At 70.3% G+C, this 25346-nt stretch carries 25 protein-coding genes, 3 tRNA genes and 1 other RNA gene; 15 read left to right on the top strand and 14 right to left on the bottom strand.

All coding sequences use genetic code 11. The features are described 5' to 3' along the window. Window positions 1–13: 13 nt before the first annotated feature. Window positions 14–1096 (bottom strand): PIN/TRAM domain-containing protein, encoded by a 1083-nt coding sequence (locus tag KBZ13_RS01300; protein ID WP_255005227.1) that lies wholly within the window; start codon window positions 1094–1096, stop codon window positions 14–16. Window positions 1097–1189: 93 nt separating this feature from the next. Between KBZ13_RS01300 and hemW the strand changes: the two genes are divergently transcribed. Beyond that, window positions 1190–2416, top strand: a complete 1227-nt coding sequence (hemW, locus tag KBZ13_RS01295) for a radical SAM family heme chaperone HemW (protein WP_255005226.1) — start codon at window positions 1190–1192, stop codon at window positions 2414–2416. Here the strand turns inward: hemW and panB are convergent. Continuing rightward, window positions 2340–3155: a 3-methyl-2-oxobutanoate hydroxymethyltransferase gene (gene panB / locus KBZ13_RS01290; RefSeq protein ID WP_255005867.1), complete on the bottom strand. Its 816-nt coding sequence runs from the start codon at window positions 3153–3155 to the stop codon at window positions 2340–2342. The two genes, hemW and panB, sit on opposite strands and share 77 nt — an antisense overlap. A gap of 45 nt (window positions 3156–3200) precedes the next feature. On the opposite strand from panB, the gene ffs reads away from it, so the two are divergent. After that, window positions 3201–3297: signal recognition particle sRNA small type (gene ffs / locus KBZ13_RS01285), an RNA gene on the top strand. Window positions 3298–3404: 107 nt separating this feature from the next. Here ffs and ftsZ read toward each other — a convergent pair. The 5 genes from ftsZ to miaB form a co-directional block, all read right to left on the bottom strand. After that, complete coding sequence (ftsZ, locus tag KBZ13_RS01280) at window positions 3405–4574, bottom strand: cell division protein FtsZ (RefSeq protein ID WP_409995588.1); 1170 nt, start codon at window positions 4572–4574, stop codon at window positions 3405–3407. 134 nt (window positions 4575–4708) lie between these two features. Next, complete coding sequence (locus tag KBZ13_RS01275; RefSeq protein ID WP_255005225.1) at window positions 4709–5575, bottom strand: cell division protein FtsQ/DivIB; 867 nt, start codon at window positions 5573–5575, stop codon at window positions 4709–4711. Next, window positions 5572–5982 (bottom strand): hypothetical protein, encoded by a 411-nt coding sequence (locus tag KBZ13_RS01270; RefSeq protein ID WP_255005224.1) that lies wholly within the window; start codon window positions 5980–5982, stop codon window positions 5572–5574. Before KBZ13_RS01270 ends, KBZ13_RS01275 begins: the two co-directional genes overlap by 4 nt. Continuing rightward, window positions 5979–7124 (bottom strand): D-alanine--D-alanine ligase family protein, encoded by a 1146-nt coding sequence (locus tag KBZ13_RS01265; protein ID WP_255005223.1) that lies wholly within the window; start codon window positions 7122–7124, stop codon window positions 5979–5981. Before KBZ13_RS01265 ends, KBZ13_RS01270 begins: the two co-directional genes overlap by 4 nt. Window positions 7125–7165: 41 nt before the next feature. After that, window positions 7166–8530 (bottom strand): tRNA (N6-isopentenyl adenosine(37)-C2)-methylthiotransferase MiaB, encoded by a 1365-nt coding sequence (gene miaB, locus KBZ13_RS01260; protein WP_255005222.1) that lies wholly within the window; start codon window positions 8528–8530, stop codon window positions 7166–7168. An 89-nt stretch (window positions 8531–8619) separates the two neighbouring features. On the opposite strand from miaB, the gene KBZ13_RS01255 reads away from it, so the two are divergent. Continuing rightward, window positions 8620–9702: a dipeptide epimerase gene (locus tag KBZ13_RS01255; protein ID WP_255005221.1), complete on the top strand. Its 1083-nt coding sequence runs from the start codon at window positions 8620–8622 to the stop codon at window positions 9700–9702. Further along, a complete protein-coding gene (locus KBZ13_RS01250) occupies window positions 9699–10805 on the top strand; it encodes a DUF1611 domain-containing protein (RefSeq protein WP_255005220.1) in 1107 nt (368 codons plus the stop codon). Before KBZ13_RS01255 ends, KBZ13_RS01250 begins: the two co-directional genes overlap by 4 nt. A gap of 39 nt (window positions 10806–10844) precedes the next feature. Here KBZ13_RS01250 and KBZ13_RS01245 read toward each other — a convergent pair. Next, window positions 10845–10917, bottom strand: a tRNA-His gene (locus KBZ13_RS01245). A 47-nt stretch (window positions 10918–10964) separates the two neighbouring features. On the opposite strand from KBZ13_RS01245, the gene KBZ13_RS01240 reads away from it, so the two are divergent. Genes KBZ13_RS01240 through KBZ13_RS01230 form a run of 3 tightly spaced genes read left to right on the top strand, consistent with a single transcriptional unit; the run spans window position 10965 to window position 14061 of the window. Then, window positions 10965–11399: a DUF4359 domain-containing protein gene (locus KBZ13_RS01240; protein ID WP_255005219.1), complete on the top strand. Its 435-nt coding sequence runs from the start codon at window positions 10965–10967 to the stop codon at window positions 11397–11399. Beyond that, window positions 11396–12694 (top strand): amidohydrolase family protein, encoded by a 1299-nt coding sequence (locus KBZ13_RS01235; protein ID WP_255005218.1) that lies wholly within the window; start codon window positions 11396–11398, stop codon window positions 12692–12694. Before KBZ13_RS01240 ends, KBZ13_RS01235 begins: the two co-directional genes overlap by 4 nt. Beyond that, window positions 12691–14061, top strand: a complete 1371-nt coding sequence (locus KBZ13_RS01230) for an FAD-binding oxidoreductase (RefSeq protein WP_255005217.1) — start codon at window positions 12691–12693, stop codon at window positions 14059–14061. Before KBZ13_RS01235 ends, KBZ13_RS01230 begins: the two co-directional genes overlap by 4 nt. Before the next feature lie 32 nt (window positions 14062–14093). Here KBZ13_RS01230 and KBZ13_RS01225 read toward each other — a convergent pair whose 3' ends face one another. The 5 genes from KBZ13_RS01225 to murA form a co-directional block, all read right to left on the bottom strand. Further along, complete coding sequence (locus KBZ13_RS01225; protein WP_315859585.1) at window positions 14094–14570, bottom strand: pentapeptide repeat-containing protein; 477 nt, start codon at window positions 14568–14570, stop codon at window positions 14094–14096. A gap of 38 nt (window positions 14571–14608) precedes the next feature. Next, entirely contained in the window at window positions 14609–15895 is a 1287-nt protein-coding gene (locus KBZ13_RS01220; RefSeq protein ID WP_255005215.1) for a bifunctional folylpolyglutamate synthase/dihydrofolate synthase, read from the bottom strand. A 4-nt stretch (window positions 15896–15899) separates the two neighbouring features. Next, a complete protein-coding gene (locus tag KBZ13_RS01215; RefSeq protein WP_255005214.1) occupies window positions 15900–17087 on the bottom strand; it encodes an aspartate aminotransferase family protein in 1188 nt (395 codons plus the stop codon). Window positions 17088–17098: 11 nt separating this feature from the next. Continuing rightward, window positions 17099–17180: transfer RNA gene (locus KBZ13_RS01210), tRNA-Leu, on the bottom strand. A gap of 46 nt (window positions 17181–17226) precedes the next feature. After that, window positions 17227–18525 carry a UDP-N-acetylglucosamine 1-carboxyvinyltransferase gene (gene murA, locus KBZ13_RS01205; RefSeq protein WP_255005213.1) on the bottom strand — a complete coding sequence of 433 codons (1299 nt, stop codon included), beginning with the start codon at window positions 18523–18525 and terminating at the stop codon, window positions 17227–17229. Between the two features lie 185 nt (window positions 18526–18710). On the opposite strand from murA, the gene KBZ13_RS01200 reads away from it, so the two are divergent. The 5 genes from KBZ13_RS01200 (at window position 18711) to trpC (ending at window position 22352) form a co-directional block, all read left to right on the top strand. Beyond that, window positions 18711–18794, top strand: a tRNA-Leu gene (locus tag KBZ13_RS01200). 51 nt (window positions 18795–18845) lie between these two features. Beyond that, window positions 18846–19094, top strand: a complete 249-nt coding sequence (locus KBZ13_RS01195; RefSeq protein WP_255005212.1) for a hypothetical protein — start codon at window positions 18846–18848, stop codon at window positions 19092–19094. A gap of 21 nt (window positions 19095–19115) precedes the next feature. Next, window positions 19116–19949, top strand: coding sequence for a TrmH family RNA methyltransferase (locus KBZ13_RS01190; RefSeq protein WP_255005211.1), 834 nt, complete (start codon window positions 19116–19118; stop codon window positions 19947–19949). Between the two features lie 45 nt (window positions 19950–19994). After that, complete coding sequence (locus KBZ13_RS01185; protein WP_255005210.1) at window positions 19995–21464, top strand: dihydrolipoyl dehydrogenase; 1470 nt, start codon at window positions 19995–19997, stop codon at window positions 21462–21464. 3 nt (window positions 21465–21467) lie between these two features. After that, on the top strand, window positions 21468–22352 hold the full coding sequence (gene trpC / locus KBZ13_RS01180; RefSeq protein ID WP_255005209.1) for an indole-3-glycerol phosphate synthase TrpC: 885 nt from the start codon (window positions 21468–21470) through the stop codon (window positions 22350–22352). A gap of 104 nt (window positions 22353–22456) precedes the next feature. On the opposite strand, the gene rpsD is transcribed toward trpC, so the two are convergent. Then, window positions 22457–23065, bottom strand: a complete 609-nt coding sequence (gene rpsD / locus KBZ13_RS01175) for a 30S ribosomal protein S4 (protein ID WP_255005208.1) — start codon at window positions 23063–23065, stop codon at window positions 22457–22459. A 52-nt stretch (window positions 23066–23117) separates the two neighbouring features. On the opposite strand from rpsD, the gene yidD reads away from it, so the two are divergent. From yidD to KBZ13_RS01160, 3 genes are read left to right on the top strand one after another with little or no spacing between them, the layout of a single operon-like run. Beyond that, entirely contained in the window at window positions 23118–23417 is a 300-nt protein-coding gene (yidD, locus tag KBZ13_RS01170) for a membrane protein insertion efficiency factor YidD (RefSeq protein ID WP_255005207.1), read from the top strand. 12 nt (window positions 23418–23429) lie between these two features. Beyond that, window positions 23430–23708, top strand: a complete 279-nt coding sequence (locus tag KBZ13_RS01165) for a glutaredoxin family protein (protein ID WP_255005205.1) — start codon at window positions 23430–23432, stop codon at window positions 23706–23708. A 55-nt stretch (window positions 23709–23763) separates the two neighbouring features. After that, the gene (locus KBZ13_RS01160; RefSeq protein WP_255005203.1) at window positions 23764–25323 is read left to right on the top strand and encodes a UDP-N-acetylmuramoyl-L-alanyl-D-glutamate--2,6-diaminopimelate ligase; all 1560 of its coding nucleotides are present in this window, start codon (window positions 23764–23766) and stop codon (window positions 25321–25323) included. The last annotated feature ends 23 nt before the right edge of the window (window positions 25324–25346 follow it).

Below are 25346 nucleotides of genomic sequence, written 5' to 3'. Positions count from 1 at the left end.
ACTGCGCTGGAGCCTAGCGGGGGGGCGCGGGCTCCTGATCCCAGCGGGCGAAGACCATGCGGCCCGATGGGGTCTGCAGGGCACCGGTGACGGTCACCGGCAGGCGCTCGCCGATCCGCCCCCTGGCCGCTTCCACCACCACCATCGTGCCGTCGTCCAGGTAGCCCACCCCTTGCTCGGCCTCCTTGCCCTCGCGCACAATCTTGAGCTGCAGGGCATCCCCCGGCCGCACCTCGGGCCGCAGGGCGATCACCAGCTCGCTCAGGTTCATCACCTTGAGCTCCTGCACCTGGGCCACCTTGGTCAATCCGTAGTCGGCGGTGAGCAGGGTGCCGCCGGTGTCGGCGGTGAGCTTGAGCAGCTTCTCGTCGGCGCCAATGCCCTCGTAGCGGGTGGTGTTGACCACCAGCCGGCGGCCGTAGAGCTTGCGCAGCTCCGCCAGCAGGATCAGACCCCGACGCCCCTTGCCCCGCTTCTCGTTGTTGCTCGAATCGGCCAGGGCCTGCAGCTCATCGATCACCGCCTGGGCCACGATCACCTGGCCTTCGAGCAGCCCCGACTCCAGCAGGCCGCGGATGCGGCCGTCGATGATCACGCTGGTGTCGAGGATCTTGGCGCTGGCGGGCTGGAGCACCCCCTCGGCGACGAGCAGGGCCTCGGTGCTGGAGGGGTTGAACAGGCGCAGCAGCGTGCGGCCGTGCACCTCCGCCAGGTTGTAGCCCAGCACCCCGAAGAAGACGTTGCTGAGCACCGCCGCCAGCGGTTTGACGAACACCACCTCCCAGGGGAGCGGCAGCAGCAGGATCGGCGCCAGCAGCAGGTTGGCCACCAGCAGCCCCAGGATCAGCCCCACCGCCCGGCTAACCAGCAGGTCGGTGGGCATGCTGCGCACCTGGGCCATCAGCCGCCGGCGCAGCTGCTGGAAGAACAGGCCCGCCAGCAGGGCGACGAAGGTCCCGAAGCCCGCCAGTTCCCAGCGCAGCTTGGCGAGATCGCTGACCTTGATCAGAAGGTCTTCGGGAAGCAGATCGACCCCCAGCCACCCCGTGGCCGCACCGGAGATCAGGAACAGCACCAGGATCAGGGTGTCCACCATGGCCGGCTTGCGGCAGTCCTGCGCTCAGGCAGGCAGCATGCCGGACGATGGCCGGTTTGACTCGGCCAGGTAACCGCACCTCGGGGCCAGCCCTTGCTCCAGCCCCGCAGCGCCTACCTCCACATCCCCTTCTGCCACAGGCGTTGCTTCTACTGTGATTTCGCGGTGGTGCCCCTGGGGGACCACGCTGACGGCGCCTCCTCCGGCTCGATCGCCGCCTACCTCGAGCTGATCGAAACCGAAATCGAGCGCTCGCCAGGCGGCCCACCGCTCTCGACGGTGTACCTGGGGGGCGGCACCCCCTCGCTGCTCACCCCGGCCCAGGTGGGGCGGCTACTGACGGCCCTGGCGATGCGGTTCCGAATTGCCCCGGGGGCGGAGATCAGCCTGGAGCTCGATCCCGCCAGCTTCGACCAGGGCCGGCTGGCGGGCTACCTGGCGGCGGGCATCAACCGGGTGAGCCTGGGGGGCCAGAGCTTCGATGACGCCGTGCTGGCGCGCCTGGGGCGGCGCCACCGGCGACAGGATTTGCTCGAGGCCGCCGGCTGGCTGCGCCAGGCCCAGGCGATGGGGGAGCTGGGCAGCTGGAGCCTGGATCTGATCCAGGGGCTGCCGGAGCAGGGCCTGGAGCACTGGCGCGCGCAGCTGGAGCAAGCCCTGGCTGAAGCGCCCCCTCACCTCTCGATCTATGACCTGATCGTTGAGCCCGGCACCGTGTTCGAGCGCCTGCAGGCCCGGGGCCAGTTGCCCCTGCCGGATCCAGACCAGAGCGCTGATCTGATGGAGTTGAGCGCCGAGCGGCTGCGGGCGGCCGGCTATGGCCACTACGAAATCTCCAACTACGCCCTTCCTGGCCATGCCTCCCGCCACAACCGTGTCTATTGGAGTGGGGCCGGCTGGTGGGGGTTTGGCCTCGGGGCCACCTCCGCCCCCTACGGCCGGCGCCTGGCCAGGCCCCGCACCCGGGCGGCCTACGCCGCCTGGTTGGGGGAGCTCCAGGCGACGGCGGAGCCCCCGATCGAGCTGAACCATGCGGCGGCGGTGCCCCTGCCCTTCGATGAGCGTCTGTTGGTGGGCCTGCGCCGCCGGGAAGGGGTCGACATGGCCGAGCTGGCGGTTGAGTCGGGCTTGGGGGCCGGTGAGCTCGATCAGTTGCGGGAGCTCTGCGCGCCGTTCAGGGAGCGGGGGCTGCTGCGGATCGAGGGACCCCGCTGGCGGCTGAGCGACCCGGAGGGTCTGGCCCTCAGCAATGCGGTGTTGCGGGAGCTGCTGGCGTGGTGGGAGCAGCGCTCTGCCGCTGCCGTTCCAGCCAGCCCCTGAGCGCCTCCACCGCCAGCTCCCGGCCCGGCAGCAGCGGCGGGCAGAAGGGGGGCGGGCTGGGGGTGAGGCCGAGCAGGTCGGCGGTGACGCGCACCTGGCCGTCGCAGTCGTCGCCGGCGCCGATGCCGATCACCGGGATGGAGAGCTCCCGCCGCAGGGCGCCCGCCAGGGCGGCCGGCACGTGCTCCAGCACCAGGGCGAAGCAGCCGGCGGCCTCGAGGTCGAGGGCCGCCCGGCGCAGGCGCTCCTGGCTGATCGGGTCGTTGGCCTGGCGGCGGTAGCCCAGGCGGTGCACCGACTGGGGGGTGAGCCCCAGGTGACCCATCACCGGAATGCCGCTGCGCACCAGCCGGTCCACCACGGCCACGGTTTCGCTCTCCCCCCCCTCCAGCTTCACGGCGGCGGCGGCGGTCTCCTTGAGCACCCGCCCGGCCGCCGCCACGGCCTGATCCAAGCCGCACTGGTAGCTCAGAAAGGGCAGATCACAGACCAGCAAGGGTTGGCTGGCTGGCGCGGCGCCCAGGCCCCGGGCCACCGCGCGGGTGTGGTGGATCATCTCCTCGAGGGTCACAGGCAGGGTGGTGGCGTGCCCCAGCACCGTCATCGCCAGGGAGTCGCCCACCAGCACCACATCGGCGCCGGCCTCCAGCACCAGGGCGGCCGAGAGGGCGTCCCAGGCGGTCAGCACCGCGAAGCGCTGGCCGGCCTGCTTCCGCTTGATCAGATCACCGGGACGCAGGGGCACAGGCCAGAGGTGCGCAGGGGCCATTGCTAGCATCCATTCGACTCGGACCCACGCGGCTCAGACGCCCAAACCTGGTCAGACCCGGAAGGGAGCAGCCAAACGGGATGCTCGGGGCAGGCGTGGACTCCGGGTCACCCTTTTCATGGGACTCGCCGTTGGCGGCTCGATGGCCTTAGGCCCCACGCTTTCAGCGATTCGCCAGCACACTCGGCAGCACAGCTGCGGGCCCTGGGAGAGCCAGCGTCAGCCCTCGTGTTTCTGGCGGTTGAGCAGGAAAGCCGGAATCGTGGCGCCCCGCAGCTCCGTTTCGCTGGTGCTGGCGTTGGAGGAGCCCAGGGAGGAGACGAAGCTGCTGATCGAGGCCTCCGGGCGGTAGGTGTTGCCGGCATCGAAGCCTGTGGCGATCACGGTGACGTGAATCTCGCCCTCAAGGCTTTCGTCGACCACGGCTCCAACGATGATGTTGGCCTCGGGGTCGACCACGTCGTAGATCACCTCAGCGGCGCTGGTCATGTCCTCGAGGGTCATGTCCTTGCCACCGCAGACGTTGATCACCACGCCTTTGGCGCCGTCGATGCGGGCCGCCTCCAGCAGGGGGCTGCTGATCGCCGCCTGGGCGGCCTCGGTGGCACGGGAGCGGCCCGAGCCCACACCAAGGCCCAGCAGGGCGGTGCCGGCCTCGGCCATCACCGAGCGCACATCGGCGAAGTCCACGTTCACCAGGCCCGGCCTGGTGATGATGTCGCTGATGCCCTTGACGCCGCTGCGCAGCACGTCGTCGGCGGCGCGGAAGGCCTCCTGCAGCGGCGCGCCCGCGATCGCCTCCCGCAGCCGGTCGTTGGGGATCACGATCAGGGTGTCCACATGCTCGGCCAGGCGGGCGATGCCCTCTTCGGCCTGGCGCATGCGCTTGCGGCCCTCGAAGCTGAAGGGCTTGGTGACGATCGCCACCGTGAGGGCGCCGCACTCCTTGGCCACCTCCGCGAGGATCGGGGCGGCGCCGGTGCCGGTGCCGCCGCCCATGCCGGCGGCAATGAACACCAGATCAGCGCCCTGCAGGGTCTGGGCCAGTTCGGCCCGGGATTCCTCGGCCGCCTTCTGGCCGATCACCGGGTTGCCTCCGGCGCCGAGGCCACGGGTGAGTTTCTGGCCCAGCTGAACCCGTTGCTGCGCCGCCGACTGGATCAGGGCCTGGGCGTCGGTGTTGAGCACCCGATAACTCAACCCCTGGAGGTCGGAGGCAATCATGCGGTTGACCGCATTGCTGCCGCCGCCGCCGACGCCGATGACCTCGATCCGCGCGGATTGGCTCGGAACGATGCCGTTGCTGCTGGCGGGGCTCAGGGACATGTCGGCGGGTACCGCAAATAGAGGGATGGGGACGGTCGGCAGGGCCTCGGGGGGCTGTTCCATGGGGCGCACCGCTCCGAAGACCATGGGCAGCATTATGTCGGTGGAAAGCGCGATGGGTCTTCGTCTCCTGATACACCTTTGCCGGATTCCCCACAGCCGGCAATCGGCCTGAGCCCAGGGGGACGGCGCTGCACTCAGTCCACCCCGGCCGGAGTGGCTCCCTTGCCGCCGCTGCCGTTGAAGGGGGCTGGCAGTCCCAGCTCCGGTTGGTCGGGGTTGCTCAGGTCGATGGACTGCAATTTGAGGTTGCGCACCTTGGCGGGCAGTTCCTCGGACAGGTGGCTGAGCACCTCCAACTGGCGCTCCAGCTGGGCGTCGGGGGGACCCAGGCGGATCAACCCCAGGGAGGCGGTGCGCAGCCACAGGGAGCCACTGGGCTCGAAGCGCACCTCCAGCAGGGGGCTACCGAGGTCATCGCGGCGGGCCAGCACCTGTCCGAGGGCGGGGCGATAGCGCTCCTGCCAGCCGACCACGGTGGTCCTGGAGGCTGGGCCGGCGCCACCGGCCCCCTGCTGCTGGCGCCGGCTCATCCAGCTGCCGAAACGATCCACATAGCCCAGCTCAAGCCCCCGGGGGGTGCGCCGTTCGGCCCGGGCCACCGCCTGGCGGTCCACCAGCTGGATGCGCAGCCGGGGCGGCAGCATCAGCCGGCTCACCTGGACGTTTTCCACCGGCAGGGCCGCCGCCAGTGCCGCCGTGATCGCCTGGGGACGCAGTTCCAGCAGCGGCAAGGGGAACCGCAGCTGGGCGGCCTGGATCACCTGCTCGCGGCTCACCTGCTGGCTTCCGGAAACCTCCACCTGCGCAGGGCTCTGCAGGGTCCAGCCCTGGCGCAACAGCACCCAGCCCAGGCCGGCCGCGGCGGCGCTGAGCACCACCACCTGCCAGCTGTGGCGCAGCAGCTGAGTGCGTCGTTGCTGGCGCAGCTGGCGCCGCCGCTCGGCGCCGGCGGGGAGCACCTGGCGGGGTCCTGCGGGCGGGGACTCCGGCTTGGAACTCACAGTTCGCAGCGGGAGCGCGACATCAGATCGTCCATCCAGCGGCGGGCCCGTTCGGCATCGGCGAAGGGGAGATCCTTCTGAATACCGGAGCCCACCAGCCGCAGGCGGCAGCTGCCCTGGCTTTCCTCGGTGAGCGGCGCTTCTCCGGATCCCAGGGCCAGCAGCTCGACGAGCTCCAGCGACTTGATCGTGAAGGTGTCCTCCAGCTCCAGGTTGCCGGCGTGGAAACGGCTCCAGCTCAGTTCACCATCGATCAGTCGGGCCGCGCCGCAGCCATCGAGCTTGGCCAGCTCAGAGCCTTCCGCCCACTCCTGGAACAGCCGCTGGCGCCGCCGCTCCAGCCAGCCCAGGGCGGTGAGCAGCACGAACACCACCAGCAACGGCAACCACAGCAGTCCCTGACTCATGCCGCCTGTGCCTCCCTGTCTGGGTGGGTGTCGATGGACCATTCTCCCGCCAGCTGCACCAGTTGGTGCACCAGCTCCTCCAGCGGCAGGCCCGTGGCGGCCCAGAGCAGCGGATACATGCTCTGGTTGGTGAAGCCGGGGAGGGTGTTGATCTCGTTGAGCCAGAGGGTGCCGCCACCAGCTTCGACAGCGCTTGCGGCGCCGCCCGCGTCGCCGCCACTTTCTTCATAGAAGAAGTCGACCCTGGCCAGCCCTTCGGCCGCCACCGCCCGGCAGGCCTGGATCGCCAGCGCCCGGGCCCGCTCGCTCACCGCCTCTGGCACATCGGCGGGGATCACGGTGTGGCTGAGCCCCTCGGTGTACTTGGTGGTGTAGTCGTACCAGTCGGCGTCGAAGCGGATTTCCCCCAACACCGAGGCCCGCATCGCCTCGCGGCCGAGCACGGCGCATTCAAGCTCGCGGGCGACGATGCCCTTTTCCACCACCAGGCGCCGGTCGTGGCGAGCGGCCTCTTTCAGGCCCTCTTCGAGGCTGGCGCGGTCGGTGGCTTTGCTGATGCCCACCGAGGACCCCAGGTTGGCGGGCTTGATGAAACAGGGATAGCCGAGGCTGGCCTCCAGGCGCTCCAGCAGGGCAGCCGCGCGCTGGGGGGCGTCCAGTTCGGCGGCCTGCACGCAGACATAGGGCACCTGGGGCAGGCCGGCGGCGGCGAAGGCGGCCTTCATCGCCTGCTTGTCCATGCCCACGGCCGAGCCCAGCACCCCGGAGCCCACGAAGGGCACCTGCATCAGGGTGAACAGCCCCTGGATCGTGCCGTCTTCCCCGTTGGGGCCGTGCAGCACCGGAAACCAGACCTCCACCTCAGCCGCCCCGGCGGGCAGCCCCTGGAAGCCCGGCCGCACCGACGTGGCCGGCTGCTCCTCCGGCTCGGGGGGGCAGCCCGCCGCCAGCACCGCCTCGGCCACCGCCGGCGGCCACCAATGGCCGGCCTGGTCGATGTAGAAGCACAACAGCCGGTAGCGCTCTGCATTGGCACCGCGGCCAAGGGCGCCGGCCACGGTGGCGGCCGAGCGGATCGAGACCGCATGCTCCCCGGACACTCCGCCGAACACCAGACCGATCGAGGTGGGCGCAGACGGCATCGGGAACTGGCCCAGGGGCCAGGGGGCAGGGCCCAAACGTATCAGTGCCGCAGGGCGGGGGCGAGGGAGCGACCGCTGAGCGAAAAGGAGCGGGTTTCCTCGATGCGCACGGGCACCAGCGCGCCGAGGCCCTGCCCTTCGTCCGGGAAGAAGGTGAGCCGATTGGTCCGTGTGCGGCCCATCAGCTGGCCGGGATTCTTGGGGTTGGCGCCCTCCACCAGCACTTCCTCGACGCGCCCCAGGTAGCGGGCGCTGCGGGCGCGGGCGGTGCGCTCCACCAGGGCGTTGAGCTCCTGCAGCCGCTCCACCTTGACCGTCTCGCTGAGCTGGCCGGGCCAGTCAGCGGCCGGGGTGCCCGGGCGGGGGGAGTAGGCGGCGGTGTTGACCAGATCGAAGCCGATCTCCTCGATCAGATCGAGGGTGTGGCGGAACTGGGCATCGGTTTCGCCCGGGAAGCCGACGATCACATCCGCGCTGATCGAGGCCTCCGGCATACGCACGCGGATGCGCTCGATGATCCGCCGGTAGCGCTCCACCGTGTAGCCGCGGGCCATGGCCTTGAGCACGTCGTTGTCGCCGCTCTGGAACGGGATGTGGAAGTGTTCGCAGACCTTGCTCAGATCCGCGCAGGCGTCGATCAGGCGCTCGGTGAAGTAGCGCGGATGGCTGGTGGCGAAACGGATCCGCTCGATCCCTTCGACGCCATGGATGTGATGCAACAGGTCGGTGAGGGTGTGCTGGCGGCGACCCTCGGGGGTGATGCCGGGCAGATCGCGGCCATAGGCATCGATGTTCTGCCCCAGCAGGGTGATTTCCTTGAAACCTTGGGCCGCGAGCCCCTCGATCTCCAGCCGGATCGCTTCCGGCAGCCGCGACTGCTCCTTCCCCCGCACGGCCGGCACCACGCAGTAGGTGCAGCGCTCATTGCAGCCGTAGATCACGTTCACCCAGGCGCAGCTGCCGCTGTCACGCCGGGGGGTGGTGAGGTCTTCGAGGATGTGGTGCTCGCCGGTGGCCACCACCTGCTGGCCGAGCTCCACCTGCTCCAGCAGCGTGCCCAGGCGGTTGGCGTGCTGGGGTCCCATCACCAGGTCCAGTTCGGGCACCCTCCGCAGCAGCGCTTCGCCTTCCTGCTGGGCCACGCAGCCCGCCACCACCAGGGTGAGGTGGGGATTGAGGCGTTTGCGCTGGGCCTGGCGGCCCAGGTAGCTGTAGACCTTCTGCTCGGCGTTGTCGCGGATCGTGCAGGTGTTGTAGAGCACCAGATCGGCGCTGTGCTCGTCGCTGCCGGGGGCATAGCCCATGGTTTCCAGGATCCCGGCCATGCGCTCGGAATCCGCCTTGTTCATCTGGCACCCGAAGGTGGTGATCCAGTAGCTGCCCCTCACGGCTGGTTGCGCGCCCATGGGCCCAGTTTCGTTGATCGCCGGCCCATGCGCTGACTTCGCTGGCGCTGGCTACGGTGCAAGCCTTCTGCGGACAAGGCCCCGCCCCCATGGAGCTGCGCCTCGATCGCTTCGTGCTCACCAAGGCCGTGCCGCTGGCGATCAGCCGCGGCACCACCGCTGCGGTCACGCGTCTGCGGGTGCGGCTGATCCATGAAGGGATCGAAGGCCAGGGGGAAACCGGCGGCTTCGAGACCGGTCACCGGGCTTACCACCTGGAGCCGGTGGAAGCCGAACTGCGGGCCCTGGCACCGGCCCTGGCGGGACGGGACCCCGCCAATCGCCAGGCCCTCGAGCCCCTGCTCGCAGAGCTCTCGCCACCGGCCCGCTGCGGCCTGGATCTGGCCCTGCATGACTGGTGGGGCCAGCGGCTGGGGCAGCCCCTCTGGCGGCTCTGGGGCCTGGATCCAACGGCCGTGAAGCCCACCAGCCTCACCCTGGGGCTGGGCAGCGTGGAGCAGGTGCTTTCGCGGCTGGAGCGCTGGTGGCTGCAGCTGCCGGCGCGCCGTCTCAAGCTCAAGCTGGGCAGCCCCGATGGGGTGGAGCATGACCGCGCCCTGGTGCGGGCGGTGGCGGAAGCCCTGACGCGCCAGGGCCAGGCCCAGGGTGAGGCGCTGGAGCTGCAGGTGGATGCCAACGGCGGCTGGGACCTGCAGGCGGCCTGCCGGCTGATCCCCTGGCTGGCGGAGCAGGGGGTGGTGCTGGTGGAGCAGCCCCTGGCGCCCCTGGCGGATCCCGAGGCCGATACGGCGGGGTTCGCCGCCCTCGATCTGCACTGCCCGATTCCCCTGGTGGCCGATGAGAGTTGCTGGAACCTCGAGGATCTGCTGCGGCTCGCTCCCCATGTGGATGGGGTGAACCTCAAGCTTCTCAAGACCGGGGGCCTCAGCGAGGCCCTGTTGATGGCCGGCGTCGCCCAGCGGCTGGGGCTTGATCTGATGCTCGGCTGCTACTCCGACAGCGCCCTGCTCAACGGCGCCGCCGCCCAGCTGCTGCCCCTGGTGCGCTGGCCCGACCTGGACAGCCACCTGAACCTGGTGGATGACCCCTTCGAGGGCCCGCCGCTGGAGGGCGACCGGGTGCGGCCGTCGGAGCGGCCGGGGTTGGGGGTGCGCTGGATCGGCCGGCCATGAGCGCGGCCCTGGCGCTGGGCCCCCGTTCACCGCTGGATCCCCAGGCGCCGCTGGTGCTGCTGCAGCACGGCGGCCTCGACAACCTCTCCGGCAAGACCGGTCTGGCGATGCTCCGCTATCGCTCCGGACCGATCGTGGCCGTGGTGGACCCGGCCCACGCGGGCGAAGATCTCGGGGCGCTCACGGGAATTCAGCGGGCGGTGCCGATCCTGGCCTCGCTGCAGGAGGCCCTGCCCCTGGGGCCGCAGGTGGCGGTGGTGGGGCTGGCCCCCTCCGGCGGGCTGCTGCCGGAGCCGTTGCGGCGGGATCTGCTCGCGGCGCTGGCGGCGGGCCTGAACGTCGCCAGCGGGCTGCATACGCGCCTGGGGGACGACCCCGCCCTGGCGGCCCTGGTGGGGGAGGGCCAGTGGATCTGGGACCTGCGCCAGGAGCCCGAGGGGCTGCAGGTGGGGGCCGCCCGGGCCGCGGCGTTGCCGGGCCGGCGCCTCCTGGCGGTGGGCAGCGACATGGCCGTGGGCAAGATGAGCGTCTGCCTGGAGCTGCGGGCCGCGGCCCTGGGTCGCGGGCTGGACGCCCGCTTCGTGGGCACCGGCCAGGCGGGGATCCTGATCGCCGGCACAGGGGTGCCCCTCGATGCCGTGCGCGTCGACTACGCCGCCGGGGCGGTGGAGCGGGCCGTGCTGGAGGCGGGCCAGGGCTTGCCCGAGGACGGACTGCTGCTGGTGGAGGGCCAGGGCTCCCTCTGCCATCCGGGCTCCACCGCCACCTTGCCCCTGATCCGGGGCAGCCAGCCCACCGATCTGGTGCTGGTGCACCGGGCTGCTCAGGAGTGCATCCGGGAGCGGCCGGGAGCGGCGCCGGTGCCGATTCCCCCCCTGGAGCAGCTGGTGGCCGTGGTGGAGGCCCTGGCCGCCCTGGCCCGTCCGGTCGGCTGCGTGGCGGCCCCCCCGCGGGTGCGCGCCATCGCCCTCAACACCAGTGGCCTCGATCCGGCCGGGGCATCAACGGCGATCGAGGTTTGTCAGAATGGGCTTGGCCTGCCCACGGACGATCCGGTCAGAAACGGGGGTGCCACGCTTCTCGAAGCCCTGCTGGGGGACTGACGGCGAGGGACGAAGCCGAAGGGGAGCGAAGAGAAAAAGGGCGAGCGAGGGGAATTGAACCCCCGAATGGCGGAATCACAATCCGCTGCCTTAACCACTTGGCTACGCCCGCCGTGGGCTGCGCGATCCTATCAACCTGACTCCTCTGTTCCCTTGCCGTTGAGCCCCCCGCCCACCACCTCGACCCGGCGAGCGCGGACCCTGTTGCTGGGTGGCGGAGCGGCGCTGGCCGCTGGCGCGGCGCTGGTGTTCAGCAATCCCACCCCCGCCGAGTTCGAGCTCTACGCAGGGGAGCGGCTGGTGGACCTGACCACCCGTGAGATCTGCGGCGACGACGGTCTGCCGATGCTGCTCGGCCTGCTGGTGCAGAACTGCCCGGAGCTGGTGCACGGCCAGCGCAAGCTGCTGGGCTCCTTGGCGGCTGCGAACACCCGTCGTTTCAACGCTGGCCTGTTCAGCCTCTACAACACCGATGTGGGGGGGCAGGAGGTATTGCCCTGGCTGCATCTGCCCCGTTACCACGTCACCACCCTGGCGGGGGCCGGCCAGTTCCTGCAGCTGGAGGCCATCAGCCGCCCGGTGGAGCGGAAGTGAGTCGCTCGGGCCCTCCGCTGCCGCCCCTGCTCCTGCCGCGGGCGTTGCTTGATCCCCTCTGGCTCGCCTGTCCCAGGGCCGATGGCGAGGGCCTGGTGGCGGTGCAGCTGCGCGTGGCCGAGGGACGCATCAGCGCCCTGGAGCCCCATGAGCCCCAGGGCGGCGCGCCGCTCCCCCTGGCCCTGACCCCGCCGGTGGAGCCCCACGCCCACCTCGACAAGGCCTTCAGCTGGTCGGAGCATCCCAACCAAGCCGGCACCGTGGCGGGAGCCCTGGCGGCCAACGGCCAGGAGCACCTCAGCCGCACGCGTGAGCGGGTGCTGGAGAGGGGGGAGCGGGCCTTGGGGCTGGCCTGGGCCTCGGGGCTGCGGGCCGTGCGCAGCCACATCGACAGCCTTGGTCCTGCGGCGGCGGTCAGCTGGGAGGCCTTGCTGGAGCTGCGCCAACGCTGGCAGGGGCGAATCGAGTTGCAGTTGGTGGCCCTGGTGCCGATCGACCACTGGCAGGCGCCCGAGGGGGCGGCCCTGGCGCGGCGGGTGGCGGATGCCGCTGGGCTGCTGGGGGGCGTGCTGGGGCCGGGGTTTGTGGCGCCCCAGGCGGCAGAGGCGGGGCTGCTTGCCCTGTTGCGCCTGGCGGAAGGGCTGGGTTGCGGCGTGGATCTGCATGTGGATGAGGCCGACGTCCAGCCCGGGGTGGGCGTCTCCCTGGTGAGCCGCCTGGTGCGCCGGCACGGGTTCGGGGTGCCCCTGGCCTGCAGCCACAGCAGCAGCCTGGGCCTGCTGAGCGCGCCGGCCCTGGAACGGCTGGCGGAGGCGATGGCGGCGGCGGGCCTGGGGGTCGTGGCCCTGCCGCTCACCAACCTCTGGCTGCTGGGTCGACGCGGCGAGGCCACCCCCAGCCGCCGGCCCCTGGCCCCGATCCGGCAGTTGCAGCGGGCCGGGGTGACCGTGGCAGTCGGCGGCGACAACGTCCAGGACCCCTGGTATCCCGGCGGCGCCTTTGATCCGATCGAACTGCTGCGCCAGTCGTTGGCGGCGGCCCAGCTGGCCCCCTGGCAGCGGCTGGGGCTGGCGCCGTTCACGACGGCGGCCGCCCGGCTCCTGGGCCTGGCCTGGGATGGGGTGCTGCGGGTGGGGGCCCCCGCCGATCTGGTGGTGCTCTCGGCCGGCTCCTGGGGTGAGCTGCTGGCCCGACCGCCCCAACGGCGGGTGCTGCGCGCCGGTCAGTGGCTGGCGCCGGAACCGACCGACTCCCCGTTTCTGGCGGGGTTGTCACCGCAACCCCAGGGCCCATGACCCGCCCGGCCCACGAGTCGCCCGCTCCGGCCAGCGCCGAGCGGCTCGAGGCGCTGGTCGCCGATCTCAGCGGCCTCGATCTGGTGCGCGCGGGCCTCGAATTGGAACGCCTCTCCAGCGACTACTTCGATTACTCACCGCTGTTGCATCGCCAGCTCCAGGGACGGCTGGCCCAGTTGGTGGTGCGGGCTCAATCCGTCGATGACGTGCTTCGGGTGGCGGCGGCCTGCGCCCGCCACGAGGTGGCGCTGACGCCGCGGGGGGCGGGCACCGGCAACTACGGCCAGTGCGTGCCCTTGGCCGGTGGCGTGGTGCTGGATCTCAGTGGGCTGAACCGGTTGCGGGGTTTCGATCCGGCCAGCGGCATCGTCACCGCCGAAGCGGGCTGCCTGCTGGCGAGCCTCGACCGCCAGCTGGAGCCCCACGGCCGGGCCCTGCGGCTGGCCCCCAGCACCTACCGGAGCGCCACCCTCGGCGGCTTCATCGCCGGGGGCTCCGGCGGCATCGGCTCGATCCGCTGGGGCTTCCTGCGTGATCCGGGCCATCTGCTGGGCCTGGAGGTGGTCACGCTGGAGCGGGAACCCAGGTTGCTGCAGCTCGATGCCTCCGCCAGCCGGGCGCTCAACCACGCCTACGGCACCAACGGCCTGCTCACCGCCCTCACCCTGGCGACCACCGAAGCGGTGGACTGGCGGCAACTGGTGCTGGAGTTCGAGCACTGGGACGCCGCCCTGGAGGCGGCCCGCGCCCTGCCGGCCGCGGCCCTGCTGCTCAATGCCCTCTGCCTGCTGGAGGCGCCCCTGGCCAGGCGGCTTCCCAGCCCGGCGGGCTGCCCGCCGGCCGCCGGCCACCGGCTGCTGCTGCTGGCGGCCCCCGATGCCCTGCCGGTGCTGGAGCCCTGGGTGCCCCAGCTGGGGGGACGGATCGTCTGGCAGGCCCCCCAGGCGGGTGCCAGGGGGCTGCCGCTGCGGGAGCTGAGCTGGAACCACACCACCCTGCACCTGCGCGCCCAGGATCCCGGTTGGACCTACCTGCAACTCCTTTTGCCCCAGCCTGAGGGCCCAGCGATCGCGGCCCTGCGCCGGCGTTGGGGCGACGACCTGCTCTGGCACCTCGAAGCGGTGCGTCAGCAGGGGGTGGCGCGGCTGGCGGCGCTGCCGTTGGTGCGCTGGAGCGGGGATGGACCCCTTGCGGAGCTGATCGCCCAGGTGAAGGAGCTGGGGGGCGTGCTGTTCAATCCCCACGTGCTCACCGTCGAGGATGGCGGCCTGGGGGTGATCGACGCCGACCAGGTGGCCGCCAAGGCGGCCCATGACCCCAGGGGTCTGCTCAACCCCGGCAAGCTGCGGGGCTGGCTGGAGCGCTGAAGTGGCATGGGAGCCGCACGGGCCAGCTCAACTCAGCCGCAATCGAGGCTGAGGCGGGTGTCGGCGCCGGTGATCGGGTTGGTGCCCTGGGCGCGCCGGCAGAGGCTGCGCTGGTCGTTGCGGTCCAGCAGGGCGCCGCTGAAATCGGCCCCGTCGATGCGGGCCTGGCTGAAGCTGCTGCCGCTGGCGATCACGCCTGTGAGCACGGCTCCGGTGAGGTTGGTGCCACTGAAATCGGTGCGGTCCATCAGGGCATCGGAGAGGTCAGCGCCGCTGAAATCGGATTCGGCGAAGTTGGCCTGGGTGAGGATCGCGCCCTGCAGCTGGGCACCGGCGAAGTTGGCACCGCGGGCCACCGCCCCGGCAAAGGAGCTGCCCGCCAGTTCCTGGCCGTGGAAATCGGCGCCGTTCTGGCTGGTGAGCGTGAAATCGACGGCGAACGCGGGGGCGGCCCTCCAGGGACCGGGGGCGCCCAGCACCAGAGCCAGCAGCAGCGACCCCAGCGCCATCAAACGCCAGCAGCGACCGGCGATCCCCCACCGAGGCATCAAAACGGATGGCATGGCGGGGACGGCGTCTCACCCTGGTCTAGGTCCGCCGCGGCCAGCAGGTCGCCCAGCAGGTAGAGGGAGCCGGCCACGATCACCGGGCGCGTGGGGCTCTCTCGCGAGCCGGTGGCGTCCGTGAGGGCGGCCTCGAGATCTCCGGCGCCCCTGAGCCGGCCCGCCAGTGCGGGGCAAGCGGCCGCCAGCTCCTCGGCCCCCCAGCTGCTGTGGCCGCTCACCGGCACGATCCAGGCCCGATCCTGGTGGGCGAGCAGGGTTTCGAGCATCTCCGGCGCCTGCTTGTTGGCCAAGATCCCGAGCACCCAGTGGATCGACCCGTCGCCGAGCCGATCCCGCTCGGCTCGCAGGGCAACGGCAGCGGGTGGATTGTGCGCCCCATCAAGGATCAGGGGTTGGCCGCGCCAGCGGACGCGCTGCAGGCGCCCCGGCCAGCGGGCCTCGCTGAAGCCACGGCGGATCGCCTGATCCGGGATCGCCCAGCCCAGCTCGCGCAAGGCCTCGATCAGCCCGAGGGCCACGGCCGCATTGGTGCGCTGCACCGACCCCGCCAGGCCGCTGCACCAACGCAATTCCCTGGCCACCAACTCCTCGCCCTGTTGCTGCAGGGGTTCGCGCCATTGCATTTGGCAGCCCTGTCGCACGGCCTGGGCCTCCAGCACCGCCCGCACCGCCGCCGTCTGGGGGCCGCTCACCACCCGGGCGCCCGGGTGCAGCACCCCGGCTTTTTCCGTGGCGATGCTGGCCAGGTCAGGGCCGAGGAATTCCCTGTGATCGAGGCCGATCGAGGCCAGGCCGATCACGTCGCGGCGGGGGTGGACGGTGGTGGCATCCAGTCGCCCCCCCAGGCCCACCTCCAGCACGGCGATCGTCACCCCCGCGCCCGCGAAGGCCACAAACGCCGCCGCCGTGATCAGCTCGAACGGGGTCAGATCGTGGCGGCGGGCCAGCGGTTGCAGCTCCAGGAGCCGGCGCCGCAGCTCACCTTCGGTGATCGGCTCGGCCCCCAGCCGGATGCGCTCGCACCAGCTCAGCAGGTGGGGAGAGGTGTAGAGCCCGCAGGAGTGGCCCGCCGCCAGCAGGGCGGCGTGCACCAGGGTGCAGATGGAGCCCTTGCCGTTGGTGCCGGCCACCTGCACGGCCATGAACCGGCGTTCGGGGTGGCCCAGTTCGGCCAGGGCACCCTGCAGGCGCTCCAGACCCAGGTCCACCCCCCGGCGCTGGAAGGGTTCGATCAGATCCGCCAACGGATCAACGCGGCTGGCGCTCACCCGCTCAGCCGGCGGCGGTGAGCTGGATCAGGGTCGTCTCAAAGCGCTTCACCGCTTGCTTGAGTTCCCGGGGGCGGATCACCAGGGGCGGTACGAAACGCACCACATTCGGGCCCGCCGGCACCAGCAGCAGGCCGTGATCGATCGCCGCCTTGACCAGCTCAGGAGCACTGGGGGCTCCGGGTTGGAGCACCAGGCCCTGGATCAGCCCCCAGCCCCGCACCGACTCCAACTGGTCTGGATGGCGCCGGACCAGGTCTTCGAGCCCCTGCCGCAACTTGGCGCCGACGGCCGCCACATGGGCCACCAGATCGCGTCGCTCCAGTTCGTGCACCACGGTGAGGGCGGCGCGGCAGGCGAAGGGATTGCCGCCGAAGGTGCTGGCATGTTCCCCGGGTTTGAACAGATCAGCCTTGGCGGTGGTCACTAGGGCGCCGATCACGAAGCCGCCCCCCAGACCCTTGGCCAGGGTGAAGGCATCGGGGCGCACCCCCAGGCGCTCATAGCCCCAGAGCTTGCCGCTGCGGCCTACCCCCACCTGCACCTCATCGAAGATCAGCAGGATGTTGCGCTGGTCGCAGAGTTCGCGCACCCGGGCAAAAAAGGCGGGATCGCCGGGATTGACCCCACCCTCCCCCTGCAGGGGCTCGATCAGCACCGCCGCCACCCTCGGGCCTTCGGCCTCGGTTTCTTCCAGCAGCGCTTCGAAGGCGGCGGTGTCGTTGTAGGGGAAGAAACGGAAGCCCTCCACCAGGGGCTCAAAGCCGTGGTGGTACTTCGGCTGGCCCGTGGCGCTCACCGCCGCCAGGGTGCGGCCATGGAAGCTGGCCTGGGCCGTGAGGATCACCGGCCGCTCGATGCCGCGCTGCTGGTGGCCATGCTTGCGGGCCAGTTTGATGGCGGCCTCGTTGGCTTCGGCGCCGGAATTGCAGAAGAACACCCGCTCACCGATGCTGTGGTCGGTGATCCAGCGGGCCAGCTCCTCCTGCTCGGGGATCCTGTAGAGGTTGGAAACATGCTGCAGCCGGCCCAGCTGCCTGCTCAGGGCCTTGCGCAGGGCCCGGTCGCTGTGCCCCAGGGTGCAGGTGGCGATGCCTGCCACGCAGTCGAGGTAGCTGCGGCCGTGGCTGTCCTTCACCCAGACGCCCTTGCCCTTCACCAGCTCCAGATCGAAGCGGCTGTAGGTGTCCATCACGGCCGAGATGGGAGCGGTGGGACTCGAACCCACATGCCCGAAGGCGCTCGATTTTGAGTCGAGTCCGTCTACCAATTCCGGCACGCTCCCGCCCTTCGACTGTAGGTGAGGGCCTTCGCTGGCTTCGTGCCGCGCTTCAGCCGCCGTGGCGACGAATCGAGGCTCCGACGGCGTTCAGCTTGCCCTCGAAGTCGGCGTAACCCCGATCGAGATACTCCAGCCCCTGCACCCGTGTGATCCCCTCTGCCGCCAGACCCGCCAGCACCATGGCGGCGGAGGCCCGCAGGTCGCTGCCCTGCACGGGCGCACCGCTGAGGCGGTGGACCCCTTCGATGAAGGCGGTGTTGCCCTGCATGCGGATCGCGGCCCCCATGCGCTGCAGTTCAGCCACGTGCTGCAGGCGGTTCTCGAAGATGTTCTCGGTGATCACGCTGGTGCCCTTGGCGGTGGCCAGCAGGCTCATGAACGGGGCCTGCAGGTCGGTGGGGAAACCGGGGAAGGGCTGGGTGCGCAGGTCGACGGCGTTGATGGTCTCGGCCGAGATGGTCATGGCGGTGCCATCGGCTTCGAGCAGGGCGCCCGCCTCTTCGAGCTTGGTGAGCACGGCGCCCAGGTGCTCGGGGATCACCGGCGACACCCGCAGGGTCGAGCGGGTGATGGCGGCGGCCAGCAGGAAGGTGCCGGCTTCAATGCGGTCGGGGATCACGGCGTAGTCGGCACCGTGCAGGCGATCAACCCCGACGATGGTGATGCTTGGGGTGCCGGCGCCACGGATGCGGGCGCCCATGGCGATCAGCAGACCGGCCAGATCGACGACCTCAGGCTCGAGGGCGGCGTTCTCGATCACCGTCTCGCCGTCGGCCAGCACCGCGGCCATCATCAGGGTCTCGGTGGCGCCGACGCTGGGGCAGTCCATGTGAATGCGGCCGCCGCTGAGCCGGTGGCCGCGGCCCGGGACCACCGCCGAGACCACCCCGTGCTCGATCGTGACCTGGGCACCGAGGGCCTTGAGCCCTTTGACATGCTCCACCACGGGACGGGTGCCGATCTGGCAGCCACCGGGCAGGGGAACCCGGGCGACGCCGAGGCGGGCCAGCAGGGGGCCGATGCAGAAGAAACTGGCCCGCAGGCTGTTCACCAGTTCATAGGGCGGCGCCGATTTGTTCAGCGTGCGGCCGTCCATTTCGATCCAGTCGCCCCCCCGGCGCACACCCACCCCAAGGGCGGCGAGGATCTCGCCCATGGCGGCGATGTCGGTGAGCGGAGGCACGTTGCGCAGTCGCAGGCCGTCTTCGCTCAGCAGGCAGGCCGCCATCAGCACCAGAGCGGAATTCTTGGCGCCACTGACGCGAAGATCCCCACTGAGACGGCGGCCGCCGGAGATTTCGAGTTGGGGTGTCACCAGGCTCTGGGACGGAACGGCCGTCAGGGTCATGACTTAAGCGGTTCCGCTTTTTGTGCCGACATCTTGACAATGATTCGCTGCACCGTCTAGAGGTCCGCCGCTGGAACTGTCTTGTCCCCCAGTCCTCCACTGCCATGGGACAAGTTCCGGCCATGGAGGGTGTGGGCGCCAGGCGGTGTTTTATGGTGGCCAGGTCGCCATCGCGACGAACGCCCGCGGATGTGGCGGAATTGGTAGACGCGCTAGTTTCAGGTACTAGTGGCAGCAATGTCGTGGGAGTTCAAGTCTCCCCATCCGCACTTCACTCTTCTCGGCTCTTCTCGCTTCATCACCTCAGCTGAGCCCTCCACATGATCGTGCTGAAGATCACCAACGCCTCTGAAGTGGTGGCATCGAAACTTGGAAAGTTTCTCGGAAGCCTTAGCCCCGAAAGCCTCGATGATTCGATGATGGAAGACATCCTGGTTAAAAAATTGGTCGAAAACCTCTCCCAGGAGGGTCTCAAGGGTGAGGTGGCCTCCGTGAACGGTCTCGACCTCGCTGACACCAAGCTGGTGCTCGGTGACAAGCTCCATGTACGCCGTCATCAGTTGTTCTGAGCCTCGGCCGCGGCAGGCCCGATGAGCGCTGGTCGGACCCTGCCCGAGCTGATCAGCAGCCGTCGCCATCCGCTGGTGGCCCGTTTTCGTGCCCTCCATGGCGCCCGTGGCCGGCGGGAGCAGGGTCTGGTGCTGCTGGAGGGCACCCATCTGCTCGAGGAGGTGATGGCGCGGCAGTTGCGCCCTGAGCTGGTGCTGGCCACGGAAGCCTGGCTTGAACGCCACGGGCCCCTGGTGCGGGCCCTTCCTTTGGATGTTGCGCTGCAGCCTGTGGGGGAGTCGCTGCTGGCGGCGGTCGCCACCACCGAGCACCCCGATGGGGTCGTGCTCAGCCTGCCCCTGATCGAACCGGGGCCGGCCCCACAGCTCGATCTGGTGCTGGCGCTCGATCGCCTCCAGGATCCCGGCAACCTGGGCACCTTGATGCGCACGGCCCTGGCGGCCGGTGTCGACGAGCTCTGGCTGGCGGCGGGGGCGGATCCCTGGCAGCCCAAGGTGCTGCGGGCCTCCGCCGGTGCGGCCCTGGCCCTGCCCCTGCGCCGCCTGGAGGGGACGGCGGCCCTGTTGGAGCGGCTGATCGCCGCCCGGGACCAGGGGTTGCAGGTGGTGGCCACGGTGGTGCGCGGCGGCCTGCCCTACTGGCAGCTGGATTGGTGTCAGCCCACGGTGTTGCTGCTGGGCAACGAGGGGGCGGGGCTGGCTCCGGAGCTGCTGGAGTGCTGCACTCAGCGGATCAGCATTCCCCACAGCCCCCAGGTGGAATCGCTGAACGTGGCCGTGGCGGCGGCTCCGCTGCTGCTGGAGCGCAGCCGCCAGCGCTTCGCTTCAGGGGGCGAGGGCCCGGGGACGGACTGAGGGGGCTGCGGCGGGGGAGAATGCCACCTCAGTTGCCTCCGGCCGGTGTCTGACGCAAGCGCGCCTTTCGACTTCGATGTGATCGTGATCGGCGCCGGCTACGGCGGCTTCGATGCGGCCAAACACGCCGCCGACCACGGCCTGCGCACGGCGATCATCGAATCCCGCGACATGGGCGGCACCTGCGTGAACCGCGGCTGCGTGCCCTCGAAGGCCCTGCTGGCGGCCAGCGGCCGGGTGCGGGAACTGGCCGACGCCGAGCACCTTCGCGCCTTCGGTATTCACGCCGCCCCGGTGCGTTTCGAGCGCCAGGCGATCGCCGACCACGCCGCCCAGCTGGTGGCCGCGATCCGCGCCAACCTCACCAAAACCCTGGAGCGCTCCGGGGCCACGATCCTGCGGGGCAAGGGCCGGCTGGAGGGGCCCCAGAAGGTGGGGGTGCGCCAGAGCAATGGCGTCGATCGGATCTACTCGGCCCGGGAGGTGATCATCGCCACGGGCTCCGATCCGTTCGTGCCCCCCGGCATCGAAACCGACGGCCGCACCGTGTTCACCAGTGACGAGGCGATCGAACTGGCCTCGCTGCCGCGCTGGATCGCGATCATCGGCAGCGGCTACATCGGCCTGGAGTTTGCTGATGTTTACACGGCGTTGGGCTGTGAGGTCACCTTGATCGAGGCGCTCGATCGGGTGATGCCCACCTTTGATCCCGACATCGCCAAGCTGGCGGCCCGCAAGCTGATCGAGGGCCGCGACATCGAGACGCGCACCGGTCTGCTGGCCCGCAAGGTCACCCCCGGCAGCCCCGTGCGCATCGAGCTGGCCGACATGGCCAGCAAGGAGTTGGTGGAGGTGCTGGAGGTGGATGCGGTGCTGGTGGCCACCGGCCGGGTGCCCACCAGCAAGGAACTCAACCTGGGGAGCGTTGGCGTCGAGACCAACCGCGGCTTCATCCCCGTCGATGACAGCCTGCGGGTGCTGCTGAACGGGGAGCCGGTGCCCCACCTCTGGGCCGTGGGCGATGTGACCGGCAAGCTGATGCTGGCCCACACCGCCGCCGCCCAGGGCACCGTGGCGGTGGACAACATCCTGGGCCACCCCCGCACGATCGATTACCGCTCGATCCCTGCGGCCACCTTCACCCATCCGGAGATCAGCTCGGTGGGGCTGAGCGAAGCCGATGCCAAGGACCTGGCTGTCGCCGGCGGCTTCGAGCTGGGGGTGGTGCGCAGCTACTTCAAGGCCAACACCAAGGCCCTGGCTGAACTGGAGAGCGATGGAATGATGAAGCTGCTGTTCAACAAGGCCAGCGGCGAGGTGCTCGGCGCCCACATCTACGGCCTCCATGCGGCTGATCTGATCCAGGAGATCGCCAACGCCGTCGCCCGCCGCCAGAGCGTGCTGCAGCTGGCCACCGAGGTGCACACCCACCCGACCCTCAGCGAGCTGGTGGAGGTGGCCTACAAGCAGGCGGCTTCAGCGGTGAGCGCCGCCCGTCAGCCCGTGGGGGTCTGAGCGATGGAGATCCGTCGTCGCCCCCCGAACCCGCCGGTGAAGGTGGCCCACCTCCAGTTCGGCATCCGCCATCCGGAGGCGGAACCGCGCCACATCCTCGAGGAGATCGTCTGGGCCAAGGACAGGGAGGTGGACGCGTCCCGTGAACGGGTTCCCTTGGCGGAACTCAAGAAGCAGGTGGCGCTCCTGCCTGCGCCCAGGGATTTTGTGGCCGCCCTGCGTGCCAGCTGCCGCAAACCGGCGGTGATCGCCGAAATCAAGAAGGCGAGCCCGAGCAAGGGGGTGATCCGCGAGGCCTTCGACCCGGAGGCGATCGCCCGGGGCTACGCCGCCGGTGGGGCCAGCTGCCTGTCGGTGCTCACCGATAAGGCCTTCTTCCAGGGGGGCTTCGAGGTGCTGGTGGCGGTGCGCCAGCAGGTGGACCTGCCACTGCTCTGCAAGGACTTCATCCTCTCGCCCTATCAACTGTTCCAGGCCAGGGCGGCCGGGGCCGACGCCGCCCTGCTGATCGCCGCGATCCTGAGCGATCAGGATCTGGCCTATCTGCTCAAGGTGGCCAGGAGCCTGGGCCTGGCCGCGCTGGTGGAGGTGCACGACGGCGCCGAACTGGAGCGGGTGCTGGGGCTCGAGGGGGTGAACCTGATCGGCATCAACAACCGCGACCTGGCCACGTTCCACACCGATCTGGCCGTCACCGAAACGCTGATGGCGACCTACGGCGAGCGGGTGCGCCGCAGCGGGGCCCTGCTGGTGAGCGAATCGGGCCTGCTCAACCGCGGCGATCTGGACCGGGTGGTGAGCGCAGGTGCGGACGCGGTGCTGGTGGGAGAAGCGCTGATGCGGCAGCCGGACGTGACGGCCGCCCTGGAGACCTTGATCGGCGGCTGAGTGGGCTGGGTGGGCCACGCCTTGGGCGTTGGGCCCATGAAAAAACCCCGGCTCTGGCCGGGGTTGGACTCCCGGCCAGAGCCAGGAGATAAGAGGAAACGAATTCAGACCTTGCGGGAGTAAAACTCGACCACCAGCAGTTCGTTGATCTCCAGGGCCACCCACTCGCGCTCGATCTTGCCGTTGACCTTGGCGGTCAGCTTGGCCTTGTCGAGTTCGAGGTTGGGGGGGATGTTGGCCAGGCCGGGGAACTCCAGGTTCCCTTCGGCGAGCCTCTTGCTGGCCTTGCGTTCCCGGATGACGATCACATCGCCGGCCTTGCACTGATAGCTGGGGATGTCGACGACGCGGCCGTTGACGCTTACGTGGCCGTGGTTCACCAGTTGGCGGGAGCCGGGGACGGTGGGACCGAAACCAAGGCGGAAACAGACATTATCGAGCCTGTTTTCCAAAAGTTTGAGCAGGTTGGTTCCGGTGGAACCTTCCTGGGCACGGGCTTTCTTGACGTAGCGAACCAGCTGACGTTCGGAAATCCCGTAGTTGAAACGAAGCTTCTGCTTCTCTTCGAGGCGGATGGCGTATTCGGAGCGCTTGCGACGGGCTTGGCCGTGCTGACCGGGGGGATAAGCCCGCTTGGCGGACTTACGGGTGAGACCGGGAAGGTCTCCCAAGCGCCGCGTGATCCTCAGGCGAGGGCCGCGGTATCGAGACATTGAGGAAGGAAATCAAAGGTTGAACGATGTGGCGTGGCCCAGGTTCGGGAGCATGCTGGAGGGAAGGCCCTCGGCAACTCTCCGCTTGGAACGCCAGCCAACGATCCTATCCGCTGGCCTGGCGGCCGTTTCAACGGCACTGGCCAGCCTGCTGCTGGCCTTGATCGGTGGCTATCGCCGCTGGATTTCCCCGCTGCTCGGACCGCGCTGCCGCTTCATCCCCAGCTGCAGCGCCTACGGCCTCGAGGCGATCGGCCGCCATGGTCCCTGGCGGGGGGGCTGGCTCACCCTGCGGCGGCTGCTGCGCTGCCACCCCTTCACCCCCTGCGGCTGCGATCCCGTTCCCGATTGAGCCCCCCTGTCGATGCATGAAGCCCCTTACCGGCTCTACACCCGCTCCGACTGCTGCCTCTGCCAGGGCCTGGAGGAGCGCCTGTCGGCCCTTGATCCGGCGCCGGAACTGGTGCTGATCGACGTGGACACCGACCCGGAACTCCAGGCGCGCTACGGGCTGGAGGTGCCGGTGCTGGCGGTTCGGCAGGGGGGCGGCTGGCGCGAACTGCCGCGGGTGTCGCCGCGGCTGGCGGGGGATGGACTGCGGGAATGGTTGCGGAAGAACAGCGTTACGCTCCCGCCCGCTTAAAAAGGCCCCGCCCCTGCGTCCGGTGATTGGTCCGGATGCCGCGACCCCACCACCCATGAGCCCCTTGCTTCATCCACTGCTGCAGTCGGTCGGCCTGGACGTGCCCGAAGGGCTGGTCAATGGGGAGGTGGAGGCCCTGAGCTGTGACTCCCGCCGGGTGGGCCCCGGCACCCTGTTCGTGGGCCTTCCGGGCCAGAGCGTCGATGGGGGCAGCTTCTGGCCGGCGGCCCTGGCGGCGGGGGCCGTGGCGGCGGTGATCAGCCCGGCGGCGGCGGCGCTGGCGCCGCCCTCCCCAGCCGATGCGGTGCTGGTGGCCCCGGCGCCCCTGGCCCCCCTGGCGGGGCGGCTGGCGGCGGCGTTCTGGGATCACCCCAGCCGCCAGCTGGCCCTGATCGGGGTCACCGGCACCAATGGCAAGACCACCATCACCCACCTGATCGAGCATCTGGCGGCGGCCTGCGGCCGCCCCAGCGCCCTGTTCGGCACCCTGGTGAACCGCTGGCCGGGCCATGGCGAGACGGCCAGCCACACCACCGCCTTCGCTGATCAGCTCCAGGCCCAGCTGGCGGCGGCGGTGGCGGCGGGCGCCCGGGTCGGGGCGATGGAGGTGAGCTCCCACGCCCTTGACCAGGGCCGGGTGGCCGGTTGTGACTTCGCCGGGGCTGTGTTCAGCAACCTCACCCAGGACCACCTCGACTACCACCTCTCGATGGAGGCCTACTTCGAGGCCAAGGCCCTGCTGTTTGCCCCGCCCCTGCTGGCCGGCGGCGAAGGGGCCAGGGCGGTGGTCAACGTGGACGACCCCTGGGGGCGGCAGCTCGCCGAGCGGCTCGGTGGGCTCTGCTGGCGCAGTTCGCTGCTGGCCACTGAGTCCGCTGAGGCAGAGCTGCGGGTGAAGGATCTTGCCTTCGGCTCCAGTGGTGTGAGCGGCTTGTTGATCACTCCACTCGGTCAGGGGCGCTTCGACTCACCGCTGCTCGGGCGTTTCAACCTGATGAACCTGCTCCAGGCGGTGGGAGCGCTGCTGCAGCAGGGTCTGCCCCTGGAGACGCTGTTGGCGGCCATCGGCCGCTTCGGCGGCGTGCCTGGGCGCATGGAGCGGGTGAGCACCAGGCACGACGCCACTGGACCCGGCTCAACTGGTTCCGGCACGACGGCGGCGGCGCCCACCGTGCTGGTGGACTACGCCCACACCCCCGATGGCCTGGAGAACGCCCTCAAGGCCGCTCGGCCGTTTGCCGCCGGGCGCTTGATCTGTGTGTTCGGCTGCGGCGGCGACCGCGACCGCGGCAAGCGGCCCCAGATGGGCGCGATCGCCGCCGCCCTGGCGGATCGGGTGGTCGTCACCTCCGACAACCCGCGCACCGAGGACCCCCAGCGGATCCTCGACGATGTGGTGGCGGGCATCCCGGCCGGCACCGATCTGCTGGTGGAGGGGGACCGGGCGACGGCGATTGCTACCACCGTGGCCCAGGCCAACGCCAACGATCTGGTGTTGATCGCCGGCAAGGGCCACGAGGACTATCAGATTCTCGGCACCACCCGCATTCACTTCGACGACCGCGAACAGGCGGAGATGGCGTTGCGCAGCCGTGCCGCCAGCGCCCCGGCTTGAACTCTGTCTTCCGATCCACACCC

Source organism: Cyanobium sp. ATX 6F1, from assembly GCF_024346315.1.
Lineage (GTDB): Bacteria > Cyanobacteriota > Cyanobacteriia > PCC-6307 > Cyanobiaceae > ATX-6F1.
Note: the sequence above shows the minus strand (reverse complement) of the source record. Positions and strands in the feature narration are given on the sequence as shown.